The 15,596-nt window shown below is 67.9% G+C and carries 15 protein-coding genes; 7 read left to right on the top strand and 8 right to left on the bottom strand.

The genetic code is table 11. From position 1 onward, the window contains the following. Positions 1–70: 70 nt before the first annotated feature. On the top strand, positions 71–1,150 hold the full coding sequence (locus FVA80_RS25005) for a molybdopterin-dependent oxidoreductase (protein WP_147909623.1): 1,080 nt from the start codon (positions 71–73) through the stop codon (positions 1,148–1,150). 175 nt (positions 1,151–1,325) lie between these two features. Here FVA80_RS25005 and FVA80_RS25010 read toward each other — a convergent pair whose 3' ends face one another. The 3 genes from FVA80_RS25010 to FVA80_RS30755 all read right to left on the bottom strand — a co-directional run bounded on the left by FVA80_RS25010 (position 1,326) and on the right by FVA80_RS30755 (position 3,259). Continuing rightward, positions 1,326–1,835: a MucR family transcriptional regulator gene (locus FVA80_RS25010; protein ID WP_246692130.1), complete on the bottom strand. Its 510-nt coding sequence runs from the start codon at positions 1,833–1,835 to the stop codon at positions 1,326–1,328. 355 nt (positions 1,836–2,190) lie between these two features. After that, on the bottom strand, positions 2,191–2,826 hold the full coding sequence (locus tag FVA80_RS25015) for a peptidase inhibitor family I36 protein (RefSeq protein WP_147909622.1): 636 nt from the start codon (positions 2,824–2,826) through the stop codon (positions 2,191–2,193). 280 nt (positions 2,827–3,106) lie between these two features. Then, positions 3,107–3,259: a hypothetical protein gene (locus FVA80_RS30755; RefSeq protein ID WP_187193504.1), complete on the bottom strand. Its 153-nt coding sequence runs from the start codon at positions 3,257–3,259 to the stop codon at positions 3,107–3,109. 290 nt (positions 3,260–3,549) lie between these two features. On the opposite strand from FVA80_RS30755, the gene FVA80_RS25020 reads away from it, so the two are divergent. The 3 genes from FVA80_RS25020 (at position 3,550) to FVA80_RS30760 (ending at position 5,916) form a co-directional block, all read left to right on the top strand. Continuing rightward, a complete protein-coding gene (locus FVA80_RS25020; protein WP_147909621.1) occupies positions 3,550–4,470 on the top strand; it encodes an outer membrane beta-barrel protein in 921 nt (306 codons plus the stop codon). A gap of 475 nt (positions 4,471–4,945) precedes the next feature. Continuing rightward, a complete protein-coding gene (locus FVA80_RS25025) occupies positions 4,946–5,620 on the top strand; it encodes a DUF4142 domain-containing protein (protein ID WP_147909635.1) in 675 nt (224 codons plus the stop codon). Positions 5,621–5,748: 128 nt separating this feature from the next. Beyond that, positions 5,749–5,916, top strand: coding sequence for a hypothetical protein (locus FVA80_RS30760; RefSeq protein ID WP_187193505.1), 168 nt, complete (start codon positions 5,749–5,751; stop codon positions 5,914–5,916). A gap of 166 nt (positions 5,917–6,082) precedes the next feature. Here the strand turns inward: FVA80_RS30760 and FVA80_RS25030 are convergent, their stop codons facing one another. From FVA80_RS25030 to FVA80_RS25040, 3 genes are all read right to left on the bottom strand, one after another. After that, positions 6,083–6,577, bottom strand: a complete 495-nt coding sequence (locus FVA80_RS25030) for an HD domain-containing protein (RefSeq protein WP_147909620.1) — start codon at positions 6,575–6,577, stop codon at positions 6,083–6,085. Positions 6,578–6,693: 116 nt separating this feature from the next. Beyond that, on the bottom strand, positions 6,694–10,011 hold the full coding sequence (locus FVA80_RS25035) for a family 43 glycosylhydrolase (RefSeq protein WP_147909619.1): 3,318 nt from the start codon (positions 10,009–10,011) through the stop codon (positions 6,694–6,696). A 635-nt stretch (positions 10,012–10,646) separates the two neighbouring features. Beyond that, a complete protein-coding gene (locus tag FVA80_RS25040; protein WP_147909618.1) occupies positions 10,647–11,609 on the bottom strand; it encodes a helix-turn-helix domain-containing protein in 963 nt (320 codons plus the stop codon). Positions 11,610–11,724: 115 nt separating this feature from the next. Here FVA80_RS25040 and FVA80_RS25045 point away from each other — a divergent pair, with 115 nt between their 5' ends. Then, positions 11,725–12,366 (top strand): HD domain-containing protein, encoded by a 642-nt coding sequence (locus FVA80_RS25045; RefSeq protein ID WP_147909617.1) that lies wholly within the window; start codon positions 11,725–11,727, stop codon positions 12,364–12,366. Positions 12,367–12,543: 177 nt separating this feature from the next. On the opposite strand, the gene FVA80_RS25050 is transcribed toward FVA80_RS25045, so the two are convergent. Next, entirely contained in the window at positions 12,544–13,380 is an 837-nt protein-coding gene (locus tag FVA80_RS25050) for a porin family protein (protein ID WP_147897873.1), read from the bottom strand. 412 nt (positions 13,381–13,792) lie between these two features. Here FVA80_RS25050 and FVA80_RS25055 point away from each other — a divergent pair, with 412 nt between their 5' ends. Both FVA80_RS25055 and FVA80_RS30765 read left to right on the top strand, forming a co-directional pair. Further along, positions 13,793–14,341, top strand: a complete 549-nt coding sequence (locus FVA80_RS25055) for a GAF domain-containing protein (RefSeq protein ID WP_147910868.1) — start codon at positions 13,793–13,795, stop codon at positions 14,339–14,341. A 108-nt stretch (positions 14,342–14,449) separates the two neighbouring features. Next, positions 14,450–14,599, top strand: a complete 150-nt coding sequence (locus tag FVA80_RS30765; RefSeq protein WP_187193506.1) for a hypothetical protein — start codon at positions 14,450–14,452, stop codon at positions 14,597–14,599. 27 nt (positions 14,600–14,626) lie between these two features. Here FVA80_RS30765 and FVA80_RS25060 read toward each other — a convergent pair whose 3' ends face one another. Continuing rightward, positions 14,627–15,349, bottom strand: coding sequence for a trypsin-like peptidase domain-containing protein (locus FVA80_RS25060; protein WP_246692462.1), 723 nt, complete (start codon positions 15,347–15,349; stop codon positions 14,627–14,629). Positions 15,350–15,596 lie beyond the last annotated feature (247 nt).

The raw sequence follows: 15,596 nt of genomic DNA on the forward strand, positions 1-15,596 counted from the left end.
CCTCCGTTCTCGTAGCGCTACGCTCCATGAGCCCAGGCGTTCCCAGTTCGCATCAAGGGGTACAACCTGCATGTCGACGTTCGCCGAGCGAAAGGCGCGCCTGATCGTTCACGGGGATGCGCCCTACAACGCGGAGCCACCGCTGGTCCGGCTGCGCGCCGCCTACCGTACGCCGGCGGATGCGTTCTACGTGCGCTCCCACGGAGATCTGCCGGCGATCGTCGGGGATGAGGCCCGCATCAGCGTCGATGGTGCGGTCCCGACGCCCCTCGATCTGTCGCTGCACGACGTGCAGTCGCATTTTCCGCACGTCGTCGTCACCGCGACGATGCAATGCGCGGGCAATCGCCGCGCCGACATGCGGGCGGTCGCACCGGTGTCCGGTGATCCGTGGGACGGCGGCGCCATCGGAACGGCCGACTGGACCGGAATCCGATTGGGGGATGTGCTGCGCGCGGCCGGGATCCAAGAGGGCGCGGCCCTGCATGTCGCGTTCGAGAGCCACGACATGGTCGAGGGGCATCCCTACGGCGTCTCGATTCCGCTCGCTAAGGCGCTGGCGCCGGAAACCCTGCTGGCCTTCGCCATGAACGGCGAGACGCTCCTGCCGGAGCACGGCTTCCCGCTGCGGGCCGTGGTGCCGGGTTACGCCGGGGTGCGGAGCCCGAAATGGCTCAAGCGCATCACGGTTCAGGACCACCCCTCCGACAACCCGATCCAGGCGAGCGATTACAAGCTGTTCCCGGCCGATGTGACCGCGGAGACGGCCGACCCGGCGAAGGGCCACACCATCAACACCATGCCGCTGAACGCGGTGATCTGCGAGCCGCTGCGCGGCGCCGCGTTGAGGGCCGGAACGACCAGAATCCGCGGCTACGCGGTGTCGGGTGACCGCGCCGTGGTGCGTGTCGACGTCTCCGGCGATGGTGGGCGATCCTGGGCCCAGGCCTCGCTCGAGCATGACGCCGCGTCGCCCTTCGCCTGGACGTTCTGGACCATCGACCTCGACCTGCCCTCCGGTGAGCGCACGTTGGTGGTACGGGCGTGGGACGAGGCTGGGCAGACACAGCCTGCCGACCCCGACGTGACCTGGAACTACAAGGGCTATCTCGGCACGGCATGGCACCGAGTGCCGGTGAGCGTCGCCTGAGGGCTGCCTGACAGAGCGGTCGCCGGGGCATTCGGTGCGGGCGCGCCGGCCGTGCGTGAACGGGTGCAGCACGACGACTGGCGTGCTCGCAAGCGGGAGCCCGGTCAGGCTCGACCGCCGCGATCGGTGAGGAGATCAGGATCGCCGGAGGGGGCGGGCAGATCCCTGCCCGGCCTCAGGCCTCCTGGGTCTTCCGCGGCCGCCCGGCACGCTTCGGCTTCTCCGCGGCTGTCGCTGTGAGGTCCTCGGCCTTCGGGGCCGCCTTCTTGCGCTGCTGGCCGAGACCGAGGCTCCTCGCGAGGGCCGAGCGCTGTTCGGAGTAGCTCGCGGCCGTCGAGGGGTAGTCCCGCGGCAGGCCGTAGCGCTCCCGGTACTGCTCGATCGTCATCCCGTTGCCGTTGAGATGCCGCTTCAGCGTCTTGTACGGCTTGCCGTCGACGAAGCTGATCAGTGCATCGGGGGTGATCGACTTCCGGATTTGGGATGGGGTCGGCCTGTCGGCCGCCGGTGCCTCGGGGGCGCCGCTATGGGCAAGCCCGGCGAGCGCGGCGTGCGTGTTGGCGATCAAGCTGGCAATCTCGCCCGGCTGCAGGTGGTTGTTCGAGACGTAGGCGGAAACGAGACCCGCCGTCAGTTCGATGTAGTCGGGAGCCCCACGCTCGATCGTTTCGACGGTTTCGTCCACGGTGTGCACCTGTGCTTGAAGAATCGGCACAATGTGCTGTCGAACGTCACAAGGCAATGCGATAACGATTGTGCTGATTGTTTCTACAAGCATTCGCGGTGGATACGCTGCACGGCTCCGAAATCGGCGCCCTCCCGCTGTCGTCATCGCGCATGACGGTGAAACCGGGAGCCGGTTCGCGCGGATTGGAGGCCGCGCGCTGCGGGGCCCGCGCGGTGCGGGGCATTCCAAGCCCTATTGCCAAGCCCTGTTGCCGCTCGGGCCGACCGGCTCCGGTGACGGGGCGGCGTTGTCTTCGTGCCGGCTGGAGTTGCGCCCTTTCGCCGAACCGGTATCCACTGCGCGGGCGAGCGCTCTAACCAGCGCGACGCGCGCAACGGACGTAGGTCGAGGTGCCCATGGCGCTCGTCCAGGTCAGGCGATCGCCGTTCACCGCGATGCGGACCTGCGAGGACCAGCGGCGGTCGCGGGCGCCGCAATCGGCCGCCATGGCCCAGGCATTGCCGGTTCGATGAGCGCCGCGAAAGCTGCAGATGGTGTCGCCGGCCTGGGCCCGATCGGGCGTGAACGTCGCCGGGACGTAGCCCTTGCGGCGCGCGGGGGCGCTGCAGGCATCTGGAGTGGGCCCCCAGGTCCCGACATAGGCGAACCCGGCCGAGGCCGAACGGGGCGTCGCCGGCGGTGCGACCGGTTGCGTTGCGATGATCGGCGATGCGAGGGGCGCCCCGGCATCGGGTGCCGCAACGGCCCCGGCCGGCTCGGGTGCCGCAAGCGCCATCACAGACCGGGACAGGTCATCGGGCTGAGCGATGAGCGGTTCCCCGACGGACTGAACCGATGACGTCTGGAGCGGGAGATCCGTGTCCAGATAGGCGCCGCAATAGGCGAACAGCCCGGCCCAACCGAGACCGAGCAGGATGTGCAGCACTGTACTCCGACGGCTCTCGGCGCTGGGGCCGGCGAGCGGTGCCGCCATAATGATCGCCCCCATGTCTCCCTCCCGCTCCGCTCTTCCCCAGGTTGCCTATGCCTCGGGGCGACATCTGCCGCTCTTCAGGAAGCGCGATTTCGCGTCCTGGACAGGCATGTGTCCGGTGTCGAAACGGCGGCGGTTCATTAACATTAATTAAATCGTTAATATTTCGTTAATGTACCAATATTGATTAGCCGCCACGGCTCCGTTGCCCGGAGCGGCGGTCGGCACCAGACCGCGCCCGCATGGATGCGGCGCGGCAAGCATCCGCCGGGTTTCCGGGAATAGGGCTGTCGCATCAGGATGTGCCGCGGTCGTCGCCCTCGGGGCGGTGCATGATCCGGGCGGCCGGCCGCCAGAGGATTGCAGCGCCGATCGACCTGCCGGCGATCGCTTCGACATGCCGATCGGACGCGCCCTGCGCGCCGTTCTCCTTCACCGCGACACGCATCCGCTCCATCGTCTCAGGGTTTGATCGGCCGATCGCCGGAGCGCGCGCCGGATCGGCAGGGCACATCGTATGCCGATCGGGGTTCGGCCCATCTCTGGATGAGCATGCCACAATGGATCCGCGGATATGCTGTTTTCATATCCTATCGACGGCATGATGCACCGGATATATGCCCGATTGAAGAAATCAATAAAATCGAATTCTTGGTGTTGCGAATTGGATACATCGCGTTTGGTTTTTATTGATTAAATTCATGCCCGTTCTGGGTATTTCGAGGGGAAAGAAGGGTCATGAAAAAGATTTCGGTCATTCTGACCGCGCTTACGGCGCTCACGGCAACAGCATCGGCAGCGGATCTACCGCGCCGAGCGGCCCCGCCCCCGGTCTTCACACCGGTGCCGGTGTTCACCTGGACGGGGGCGTATTTCGGTATCAATGCTGGGTATGGCTTCGATGCCAGCAGCCGGCAGGATAATCTCGGCGTCGGCATCGCCCCCGGGGCCAGCCCGCTGTTCCCGGCTGCCGGTGGCACGCTCATCGGCTTCTCGGGCCAGCGGTCCCAGGAAGGTTTCACCGGCGGCGGCCAGGTCGGCTACAACTATCAATTCACGCCGGGGTCGGGTGTCGTGATCGGCTTCGAGGCTGACGCCCAGTACGTCGACTTCGGCCGGGACCGGAACCGCAACTGCGTCTCCACCCCCGCGACCGGCACCTGCGGTGGCGGCGCCGCGCCCGGGACCCTGATCTTCAACCCGTCCGGTCTGGCGAGCCTGGACTTCTTCGGCACCGTGCGCGGCCGCCTGGGTTATGCCTTCGACCGGGTGCTCGTGTACGGCACCGGCGGGTTCGCCTACGGCGCGGGCGGCGGCCGTGATTTCGGCCTGCCGAACAGCAGCCGCGACGACTTCAAGACGGGTTGGACCGTCGGTGGCGGCTTCGAATACGCGCTGCCCACCGACTCGTTCCTGAACTTCTTCCGTTCGAGTGCCGTGACCTTCAAAGTCGAAGGTCTGTACGTCAACCTCGATCGCGGCAATCAGAACAACGGGATCTTCGCATCGAACGGGGTGACTTCACTGAGCGTCTTCAGCCCTGGCGTCGCCCTGGGCAACAGCGTCACCTTCGTGCCTGTCTCTCCGACCGTGCTGCGCCGTGACACGGAGTTTGCCGTCGTCCGCGCTGGCCTGAACTACAAGTTCGGCTCCTTCTAGAGCCATCGCCGCCGACGCGGATACCGGTTCGGCGTGAGCGAGCGCGTCGAATCCAAGACTCAGAGCCGCTGAACTCATCCCCCGGCGTGCGCGCCGGGAAACTCGGTGGGCGGAGCCTCGCTCTTCGCCCTGTGATTCGCCCACTCACCAGGGAGGCCCCGGACGTCACTCGACCTCGAGTCCCCAGTCCTATCAGCATGGTCGCGAGGTCGGCAGCGCCCTGGAAGCAACCGCTTCCGGGGCGTTCGCCATTGCGACGGAGCGGTTCCTCGCCGCGACGGCGGTGGTGCGGGATACGCCGGCCGATTGTCGGGCTGGGCCGCCCGCCCCGTCTCGCTGGCCCGCATCGCGTGGCGGTTTGTCTCATCGCTCTTCCCGCGGGAAACTTGGGCTGAGCCGTCCGGTTCGCGGGATGGCACCTCAAGCGACCTCTGGCGCCTCGGTGTCCTCTCTCACGACCCGGAGCCTTCTCATGATGCACCGTCGCGAAGTCCTCACCACGATGCTGGGCGCCACGGCCGCCCTCGCAATCACGCGTACCGCTGTCGCCCAAGTCACCCCGTCCGGCGCGATCCCGTCGGGCGTCTACCTCCAGATGGCGACCACCGGCGGCCAGTTCTTGGAGAACACGGCCCGCGACGCGCACGAGAAGACCCGAAACCCGGCGCTCAAGAAGTTCTCCCGCGCCGAGGTGGTCGAACAGGTGAACCTGGCCCGCAAGATCAACGCCTACACCGGCGGCGTGGCGCCGGCGCCGAGCGCCGGTGCGCCGGTGGGTCCCGGCGGCCTCCTCGGCGGCCTCGTCGCCGCCCCGGTCGCCGTAGCAGGGGCGGCGGTCGGTACGGCCACGGGCGCGGCCGGCGGCCTGCTCGGGGTCGCCCCGCCACCGCAGGGGATGACGACCGACGCGCAGAAGGCGCAGATCCTGTCCCAGCTCACCGCGATGCCGCCGGGCCCGCAATACGACGCCACCTTCGTGGCGAACGCGCTGCAGGGCCACCGGGAAGCGCTCAACATTCACGGCTCCTACGCGCAGTCGGGTGAGGATCCCGGCCTGCGCCGCATCGCCCGCGGCGCGCTGCCTCTGATCAACCTGCACATCGCGCAGCTGACGCAGATGCAGGGCAGGATGAGCAATACCCAAGGCTGACGACCCGGATCCGAGCCCGCTTTCGCGGCCTTCGCCCACCGAGCGGGCAAACCGGCTCGCCCGGTGGGCGAAGGCGGCGGGAACGGTGTCGGCGCCCCTCGGTTTCCTTCCTATCCAGGGAGAAGCCGATGGGTGAGCCAGACCCCGTGAAACCCGGCGACGAGGCCCCCCCCGACGCCCCCGGCACCGGCGAGAACCTGTGCCGCGAATGCAGCGGTTCCGGCAAGGTCGCGGGTGAGGCCTGCCCGGCTTGTGCGGGGACCGGTAAGGTCAGGACGGGTATCGGCGGCGGCTGAGAACGGCGCGGCCCACGCAGCGACGCCTCCGGCAGTCTGAGGACCGCCCGCCGCAGACCCGGCTACGCAGCGCGAACCGACCAGGGGCCGCCGCCCTGGCGGTCCGTGCGCCTGAGGGAAGACCCGTCGTCTGGGCAGGGCGGGCCGGGTCTACGCGTGCCGCGCCTCATGACCCCGTGTACCCGAGTGCGGCCGCGGCCTCCTTCAGGCGCCCGAACGCCGTCGCGTAGCGTTCTCGCAGAAAGGTGGCGTTCGGCAGGGTCCGGGAGGGGCAGAGATTGTCCTCGTTGTCGGACATCTTGATCAGGATCGCCGGAAGACTGCCCGCCGCGATCACCTGCGTGATCCGCTCGGAATAAGCCGTCCGTTCCTTCGGTTTCGTGAGGATCCCAACGGCCTCGATCACCTCCGGCGTGAACCCGGCCGCCCGCAGGTCCGCGGTGGAGCGCGGCGTATCCTCGAGCACGTCGTGAAGCAGGGCGGCCTGCATCACCACCATGGGGTCGATGTCGAGACCGTCCACCAGCCGGGCATGACCGGCCCGGGCCAGCGCAGCGTTGGCGACCCGCTCCAGGTGCCGCATGTAGGGCTGGCCACCCTTGTCGATCTGACCTGCGTGAGCCGTGAGCGCGAAGGTGTGGGCGTCGAAGATCGTCGGCACGCTATCTCCCCCAACGGATCCACCGGCACGCGTGCAGGATAGCGCATGGCGCGCGCCCGCACCGGCCCGTCGGTGGAGAACGACCCGAGCGGCGGTGGCGTTCGGGTCGTCGCGTGTCAGAGTTGGCCGCCGAAGCTGAGCAGGCCTCCGATCGCCGTGGTGCCCAGCGCCGTCGTCCGCACGGAGGCGGTCGCCGACACGGAGAGGCTGTTGCCGAGGCCGAACGCCAGGCCGGTACGCGCCTCGCCTCGGGTGCGGCGCAGGTCGGCCTTGTAGCCGAAGTCGCCGATGTAGTCGGCATGGGCCGTGAACCGCATCGTCGGCTTGCGGACAGCCTGCTCGATCTCGACCCCCGAGATCCAGCTGAGGCCCGTCGTCAGCGGCACCGAAACATCCGCGCCGAGAAAGGCGAGCGTGCTGCGGTAGACGATCCCGTCGTACTGTACGGGAAAGCTGACATTGGCTTCCGTGTAGCCCTGACGGGTGACTCGGCTGGTCCTGACCCCGCCATGCCAGCCCAGCACCAAATCCCCGAAGACCGGAAGGGACTGCCCGATCTCCAGCGTGCCCGCGAGGCCGCCGATCCGGGCGTTGCCGGTGCCGGCCTCCGTGGCGGTGGATTGCAGGCGGCGGACATCGGCGTGGTACTGGCTGGCCGCCAACGCGGTGCGCAGGTACCACGCACCCCCCGCGTAGGGTTGGCTCCAGTTGAGGAAGGCCCCCGCGCCGACAGCGTTGCGGTTGTCGTTGAACGCCGGTGACGGCAGGGCCCGGTAGGGCGCGTAGCTGAGATGGCCGCCGACCGCCAGGGTGTCGGTCAGGCCGTAACTCAGGGGTAGCGTCGAGAGCGTATCGGTGCTGCTGCCGTCGGAGACGATCCCCGCGCTGGCCGACCAGCAGAGACTCCCGCGGCTGCAGGACCAGGTCTGCTGCAGATAGGAGAGCGACTGCCGCTGGATCTCCAGAACCGAGAACGTGTCGTACCGCAGCCGGGCGATCGACCGGCGCGTGTTCGTGACATCGACGAGTTGAGTCCGAACGTCCGTGGACGGCGCGGAGGTCGTCGCGGTCTGGGCCGGGGCCGGAGCCTGGGCGGATGAGACCGTTGGAGCCGGTTCCGGGGTCGGTGCGGCGGGCTGCCCCTGAGCCGACGGGGTCGTCGGGGCGGCGACCTGCCCCGACGCCTGGGTGGAGACCTGCCCCGACGCCGGGGCGGAGGCCTGCCCCGACGCCGGGGTGGAGGCCTGGACGGCTGCCCGGGCCTGGGGCTGGGTCTGCGGGGTCGAGGGCCCGCTGGCGGGCGTCCCCGGATAGGTGATCTTCCACAGGACGGCGTGGGGATCGCCCGAGTCGGTCTCGGAATAACCCGCCGCAACCCGGCCGTCGGCGGAAAGCGCCTGGACCTCGGACACGCCACCGCCATCGGACCTCAGGGTGCCGAGATCGGTCCTGCTGCGCCAGCCGTCGCCGAACCAGACGACGCCGTGCGCGAACCCCGAACTGGTGCTCGCCATGCCGCCGGCGACCCGCCCGTCGGCGGACAGGGCCCGCACCCAGGACGAGCCGCTGTTGTCGGCCCGGAGCGTGCCGAGATCGCGCTTCTCCGACCAGCGCGATCCGGACCAGAGCGCCGCATGGGTGTAGCCGGAATCGGTCGTGCCGCTGCCCGCCGCCACGGTGCCGTCGGCCGAGAGCGCCCGCACCACCGAGGTGCCCCGGTTGTCGGATTTCAACGTGCCGAGATCGGTCTTGGTCGTCCAGCTGGCGCCGGACCACAGGGTGGCGTGCGAATAGACGTCCACGCTGCGATCGGGAGCCGCATAGCCGCCGACCACGGACCCGTCCTTCGACAGGGCGTAGGCCCAGGACGTCCCGGTATTGTCGGACCGCAGGGTGCCGAGATCGGTCTTGGTCGTCCAGGTCCGCCCCGACCACAGCGCCGCATGGGTCGTCCCGGAATCGACGCTCGACTCGCCGGCTGCGACGCGCCCGTCATCGGACAGGGCGTAGACGCCGGACGTGCCCGACTGGTTCGACGTCAGGGTGCCCAGATCGGTCTTGGTCGCCCAATTGGTCCCCGACCATACGATGGCGTGCAGCCTCTGGTCGGCGTTCTCCGCGATGCCCGCGATGACGCCACCGTCCTTGGACACGGCATAGGCCTTCGCGGCGCCGGTGTTGTCGGCCCTCAAGGTGCCGAGATCCCGCTTCTGCGAGAGGTCCGAGCCCGACCAGACCGCGGCGCGCATGTCGGCGCCCCGGTCGTCGGTATAGGCATCCCCGACGGCGACATGTCCGGTTGCGGAGAGGCCCCAGATCTCCGAAGCCCAGCCATTGTCGGCTTTGAGCGTGCCGAGATCCCTCTTCTCGCTGCTTCCGACCGTGGGGGCGGCCTGAACCTGCCTGCCCGTGCCGGTGGCAGGCACCGCGTTCTCGACGGTGATATGGGTGTCGTTGTCGAGTACGCGGTGGAGTTCGTCGGACGTCAGAGAAATGATACCAGCGTGTCGCGGCGAGAGCTGATTGACGTCGGAGCCCGAGACGGGCGTGAAGGTCTTGAAATCTGTGGTCTTCACCAGCTGGAAGCCGCCATTCAGGTAATTGTCGTACATGACGATATACCCGCTGCCATCGTTCAGGCGGTAAGCCTGCGGCCCTTCGACGGCGTTGCCGGTTCTCTGCACTTCATCCTGCGAGGGCATGATATAGCCCCAGGTCAGATGGTCGGACACGGCATGCTTGATGACCCGGAGCCGGGCCGTACTTCCCTGAGGCGATGACTCCGCCTTCATCAGCATATGATATTTGCCGTCTTGTTCGTTGATGTCGTAGTCGATGTAGCCGATCCCGTCCCGAGCATAGAAAAGCTGCCGCGGCGTCTCTGTCAGGGCTGTGAAATCTCGGTTGGTGTGGGCGTAATAGGCCTTGTAGGGATCGTTTGATCCGACGGTCAGATAGACCATGTTCCGGTCGGTCAACGGATTGTAGGCGACCTGCGGCGCCCAGGCGGCGTGGAGGCCGGGGAACAGATTTGGATACTGCTTTTCAAAATTGACGGTGGCGGATTTCCAATGAATGAGATCTGGAGATTGCATCAGGACGATGCCCCGGTTGCTTCCCCAACCCTTCCAGCTCTGCATATCGGTCGCGGTCATGATGAAATTGCCGTCCTGCCCACGGTAGATGTAGGGGTCGCGGAGGCCGCCCATCTCGCTGTGACTTGCGTCAATGACGGAATTGCCGTTGTTCAGTCTGTTGAAACGGCGGCCGTCCAGGCTGTAGGAGAACTTCAACGTCTCCTCCCAGGGCCGATTGCCGGTAAAATAGGTCAATAAATATCCGTCGTACGGCGGATACTCACCCGCCGCAAAGCTATGGCTGGGTGTGATCTGAAATAATATGGCCGTGGCAGCGATTTTTATTGCGTTTTTCATTGTGTATCCCCCCTATTTTTGTATTTTTATCAATTCTTATTATTGATACGGTCTTTTGTTCGTCTCGCGGTTCCTGATGCGCGACGCGATCGGGTTGTCCGATAAGACGTTGGGTCAGATCACGGTGTGTCCGGTGATTGTTGGGCTAGACACCAAGATGACTGCTGATATTTCTTGGGCAAGCCGCGCTCTTCGCGCAGTATATTGTAATAATTCACCAATAATGTAGAATAAGACGATGCCTCACGATGCAAGCATGGTGTTGATAGTCCGATGCGAAGCATAGGACGCATTAAATTTTCAACGCAACAACAAAGTGCACGTTTATCGCCAGCAGTATCAAGATGTTTGAGTTTTTGCGATATACATCAATTTGGATCTAAGACCGATCCAGCGCACATCACGACCTGCACTTGATCCCGATAGAAAAGATCAGACGTCTCCGCTCCGTGTGGCGAGCCTGCAAGCGACGGCGTGAAGGCGATCCCCCTGTTGCCGGTTTGTGACAGCGCTCCGGTGAGGACCACCGGCATGTCGACAAAACCTCCCGCGCCGGGGGCGCATGATCCCGACGATGTCCGGCTGATCGGCGTTGACGTCCGACGATCACCAGCCGCTTCCGAACGACCGCCCGCTCACCCCGCGCCGTTTCGCCTGCGGAATTCGGCAGGCGTGATGCCGACGTGGCGCACGAAGGCCCGGCGCAGGGTGTCGGCATTGGCGAAGCCCGTCAGGGCGGCGACCTGCTTGGGCGGAAGGCCCTCCGCCTCCAGCCAGCGCCGCGCCGCCGCGACGCGCGCCGCCTCGACCCAGTCGGCCGGCGTCACCCCGACCTCGCTTCGGAACAGGCGGGCGAAGTGCCGGGGGCTGAGGCCCGCCCGTCCGGCCAACAGGGCCACGCTGTGATCCTCGGCGGGCGCGGCCGCGATCCAGCGCTGGATTTCCTGCAGGATGGCCCGGCCTGACGGATCGGTCGCGCCGCGACGGCTGAACTGCAACTGGCCGCCGGGGCGTTTGAAGAACATCACGAGCTGCGCGGCGACGCGCTTGGCGACGTCCCGGCCGAGATCCTCCTCGACGAGGGCGACGGCCAGGTCGAGGCCGGCGGTCACCCCGGCGGCGGTGCAGACCGGGCCGTCCCGGACCTGGATCGCGTCGGGCTCGACCCGGATCGCGGGGTAGCGCCGGGCCAGGGCGTCGGCGGCCGCCCAATGCGTGGTGATCCGGCGCCCGTCCAGCAGGCCGGCCTCGGCGAGGGCGAAGGCTCCGGTGCAGACCGACCCATAGCGCCGGGCCGCGGGTGCCGTGCGCCGCAGCCAGTCGAGAAAGGCGGCGGCCGGACGGCGATGGGGCGCGTCCGGCGATCCCGCCACCAGCAGCGTATCGAGGGTGCCGGCATCGGCCTCGAAGATAGTCCGATCCGCCAGCAGTCGCGCGCCCGACGAGGCCCGGATGACGACGGTGTCGGTCGAGACGATCTCGGTGCGGTAGACACACCGCCCGGCCTGGACGTTCGCCTCCGCGAAGACGTCCAGCGGACCGGAGACGTCGAGCATCTGCACGCCCGGTCCCGCGGCGATCACCAGCCTCCGCTCCATAATGCCCTCCCGCGCGTCCGTCGCGGGCGTGATTTGTCCGTTTGGAACGTGTGCCGTCAACTTCGGACGCGAAGGGCGTGATCTAGTCTTTCCCAGTCAGCAAGGAGTGATGGCCATGGACCAACCCATCCGCGACGTCGCGATTCCCGACAGCACGCTTGCCCGGGCGGTGACCGAACGCGTCCGGGATACGGAATCGCCGCTGCTGTTCCACCATTCCAGCCGCGTCTATTACTTCGGCGCCCTGGCAGGGAAGCAGCGCGGCCTGCGCTACGATCCGGAGCTGCTCTATGTCGGGGCGATGTTCCACGACATGGGGCTGACCCCACAGCACAGCAGCGCGCAGGACCGCTTCGAGGTCGACGGCGCCAACGCGGCACGGGATTTTCTACGCGGGTACGGCATCGACCAGGCCGACATCGACACGGTGTGGACCGCCATCGCGCTGCACACCACGCCGGGCATCCCGCAGCACATGCACCCCGTGGTCGCGCTGGTCACCGCCGGGGTCGAGATGGACGTGCTCGGCCTGACCTACGCCGACTACAGCGACGCGGAGCGCTCGGCCGTGGTGCGGGCGCATCCGCGGACCCCGCATTTCAAGGAGGACATCATCCAGGCGTTCTACGAGGGGATCCGGCACAAGCCGGAGACGACCTTCGGCAACGTCAAGGCCGACGTCATTGCCGACAAGGAGCCGCATTTCCACGCCGGCAACTTTTGTCGCGTGATCCGCGAGTCGCCCTGGCGCGGATGAGGCTGCGGCTTGCCATCCAGCAAAACGGCAGAACCCCGGGCGCCAGGGGCACCCGGGGTTCTGCACGACCTGAGCGGCCGGTTTGATCGGGCTGGGCTGCCGAAGCGGCTCCCGGCCAAGACGACTTCCGGCCAAGACGGCTCCCGGCGTTAAGGCCGGGAGGAGCGCGATCCGATACTAGTACGAGCCGAACTTGTAGTTCAGGCCGGCGCGGACGACGGCGAACTCGTCGTCGCGGCGACCAATGGCGCTGTAGGCCACCGGGACGAGGTTGGCGGCGTTGACGACCAGGGCGCCCTGGTTGCGGTTGCCGCGCTCCAGGTTGACGTACAGACCTTCGATCTTGAACGTCACGGCCGAGGACCGGAAGAAGTTCAGGAACGACTCGGTGGGGAGGGCGAACTCGACACCGCCGCCGACGGCGTAGCCGGTGCGGAAGCTGTCGTTGCCGGCGTAGCCGCCGAACGAGCGGTCGGCGCTGCCCGAGCCGTAGGCGAAGCCGCCGGTGCCGTACACGAGGGTGCGGTCGAAGGCGTAGCCGAGGCGGCCGCGCACGGTGCCGAAGTAGTCGAGGCTCGACAGGCCGCGCGGGTCGGTGACGTAGTAGCCCGGGGCGACGGCGCCGTTCACGAAGGCGTTGTTCCGGCTACGGCCGAAGTCGAGGTACTGGGCGTCGGCCTCGATGCCGACGACCACGCCCGAACCCGGGGTGAACTGGACGTTGTAGCCGATCTGCGCGCCGCCGGAGAAGCCGTCCTGGCTGCGGTTGCGGAAGGTGGCGGTGGTGCCGGGAACGGCGAACGGGGCCGGGACGCCGAAGGTGGAGTTGTTCGAGCGGCTGCTGGCGTCGAAGGCGTAGCCGGCGTTGAAACCCGCGTAGAAGCCGGTCCAGGTGAACACCGGCACCGGGGTGAACACGGGCGGCGGGGCGGCGCGGCGCGGCAGGTCGGCGGCCGAGGCGGCGCCGGTCAGGAGGGCCGTGGCGGCGCTCGCGAGAAGAAGCTTCTTGATCATCTGGTCCTCAATCTCCCGTTGATCGGGATGTGCCGGACGACAGGACGTGAGGACGGCCCGACGCGATAGTGCAGCTTTGCAACAGCGCCCGCCAAGGCTCCGAACCGGCGGTAGAAAACGTGCGCTGGCACACATCAAGGGCAGTCGAAGCCCCAGCATCTCGCATTATTGGGCCAGAGCTGCCGGCCGATAGAACTATTCCTCCACACTACGGAGGGCGGACGGTTGTTAACCTGCGGCAACATTCGCAGGTCGGCGCCCGGGGCCGCGTCCGCGGTCGCGTCGCCTGCAGATTGCACCGTGAAGCGGGCGGCGAGCACCCGGCCCCACGGATGGCCCCGCCCGGCGCCGGACGGCGGCGCCCGTCACGCGCGGCGTGGACGATCCGGGTCGCGTCCCGTAGTTTCGAGGCATGTCAGAAGCCCATTTCCCGCCCGATCATGGGCTGGCGCGGGCAACCGACCGCCTGGCGGTTGCCCGTTCCATCGCGGACGTCGTGTCCATCCTGCGCGAGACGGCGCGGGACATCGTCGGCTCCGACGGGATCGCCGTTGTCCTGCGCGAGGGCGAGTTCTGCTTCTACGCCGCGGAGGACGCGATCGAGCCGCTCTGGTGTGGCCGCCGGTTCCCGCTCACCGCCTGCATCTCCGGCTGGGCGATGCTCAACGACCAGACCGCCGTGGTTCCGGATATCGAGGTCGATGCACGATTGCCGGCCGAGGCCTACCGCACCACGTCGATGCGCAGCCTCGTGATGGTGCCGATCGGATCACCCGAACCGAGCGCCGCGCTGGGTGCCTATTGGTGCGCCTCGGTGATCCCGGACGACGCGACGGTCTGTCGGATCGAGACGCTGGCTCAGCAGGCCGGGGCCGCGCTGGTCCGTCTGCGCGCGCCCTCGAATGCCGGGAGCCCGGTTTCCGCGCCGCCGCTCGCCCGCGAGGCGCGGCAGCCGCAGTGAGCCTCGGCCCGGGACGGGCCGCGCGGCGGCGTCGCAGCGCGGATCGATCGCCGGCCCCGCGCCGTTTCCCGCTGGTCTCAACTCGCCCGGACGCCGCAAGCCAGCCTCATGAAGCGCCTCATTCTCATCGGCATCTTCGTCGCCCTGTTCGCCGGGATCATCGCGATCGCCGGACGCTGGTCGATGGTCACGCCCATCAATCCTGCGGTGGCGCCCGACACCTCCGCGACCCCGAACCCCACCGGGCAGCGCAAATGATGTGGCGCTGACGCCCCGGCGGCGCCCTCACCGGCGCCCGCCCGCCTCCGCGCGGCCGCGGAGGGCGGCCAAAAGGCCGCCTTCGAAGAGCAGGGCGGAGCCGTAGTGGAACTCGATGTCGAACCGGCTGCGGGAATTCATCGCCAGGGATGCGCTTTGAAGCGCGATGAGGCGGCCAGCCTCGTCGAACAGGCCTGAGCCCGATCCGCCGTAGCCGTCGTTGCAATCATGGCGCGCGCGCCGGATCGCATCTTCGCTCGGCTGGTCGATCCGGCGGATCGCGCAGCGCTCCAGGCTGTTCGGGCCCCGATAATTGCCGTGGCCGGCCGGGGACACCATGGTCACCGGCAGGGCGATGTCCCCGATCGGCAGATCCGGCGGATCGGGCAGCGGCTGTGGGACGGCCTCGGCCGGCCGGGTCAGGCGCAGGATCGCCCAATCGTCGGTGATGTGCAGGCCGTCCGCCCCGGGGGCGGTTCCCAGCACCAGGCTGTCGGGCTCGAAATCGTATTTGCGGCCGCCGATCTGGAAGTAGCAATCCGCCACCGAGCGCGTGACCGCCAGGCGGCGGTCGCGGAAATTGTGGGCGTTCAGCACCACGGTCGACGGATCTCCAATCAGCCAGGCCGCCGCGGCCTTTTGCGGCACCCCGTCGCGGCTGCGGCACCACAGGATGCCGGCCCCCCTGAAGCGGTCGAAGTCGCCCCCGGTGAGGTCGCGGCGTCCGTCCTGCGGGTAGAGGGCGGCCAGCCGCCGAGACGGACCGGCCCGGTCCTGCGACCGGGTCGCCTGCGGCTGTTCGGCCCGGGCCACACCGGCAAGCGCCAGTCCTGCCACGAGCAGCCCGATTCCGCACCGGCCCGGAGCCCGGCGGGCGGCCTTTCGGGCGACCGGCCTTTTGGCGGCAGACAGCGCTCTGGACCGTATCGAGCCCATCCGTCGGCCCCGAAAACTGGAGGCCGAGGGCAGGCCCGGCCGGGAACACTGTTGTGGGCAG

The organism is Methylobacterium sp. WL1, from assembly GCF_008000895.1.
Classification (GTDB): domain Bacteria; phylum Pseudomonadota; class Alphaproteobacteria; order Rhizobiales; family Beijerinckiaceae; genus Methylobacterium.

Coding starts and splice junctions, on each gene's coding strand:
- FVA80_RS25025 (WP_147909635.1), top strand. CDS start 4,946: ATGCACCGTCGCGAAGTCCTCACCACGATGCTGGGCGCCACGGCCGCC.
- FVA80_RS25055 (WP_147910868.1), top strand. CDS start 13,793: ATGTCAGAAGCCCATTTCCCGCCCGATCATGGGCTGGCGCGGGCAACC.
- FVA80_RS30765 (WP_187193506.1), top strand. CDS start 14,450: ATGAAGCGCCTCATTCTCATCGGCATCTTCGTCGCCCTGTTCGCCGGG.
- FVA80_RS25005 (WP_147909623.1), top strand. CDS start 71: ATGTCGACGTTCGCCGAGCGAAAGGCGCGCCTGATCGTTCACGGGGAT.
- FVA80_RS25040 (WP_147909618.1), bottom strand. CDS start 11,609: ATGGAGCGGAGGCTGGTGATCGCCGCGGGACCGGGCGTGCAGATGCTC.
- FVA80_RS25020 (WP_147909621.1), top strand. CDS start 3,550: ATGAAAAAGATTTCGGTCATTCTGACCGCGCTTACGGCGCTCACGGCA.
- FVA80_RS30760 (WP_187193505.1), top strand. CDS start 5,749: ATGGGTGAGCCAGACCCCGTGAAACCCGGCGACGAGGCCCCCCCCGAC.
- FVA80_RS25050 (WP_147897873.1), bottom strand. CDS start 13,380: ATGATCAAGAAGCTTCTTCTCGCGAGCGCCGCCACGGCCCTCCTGACC.
- FVA80_RS25035 (WP_147909619.1), bottom strand. CDS start 10,011: ATGAAAAACGCAATAAAAATCGCTGCCACGGCCATATTATTTCAGATC.
- FVA80_RS25045 (WP_147909617.1), top strand. CDS start 11,725: ATGGACCAACCCATCCGCGACGTCGCGATTCCCGACAGCACGCTTGCC.
- FVA80_RS30755 (WP_187193504.1), bottom strand. CDS start 3,259: ATGCGTGTCGCGGTGAAGGAGAACGGCGCGCAGGGCGCGTCCGATCGG.
- FVA80_RS25015 (WP_147909622.1), bottom strand. CDS start 2,826: ATGGGGGCGATCATTATGGCGGCACCGCTCGCCGGCCCCAGCGCCGAG.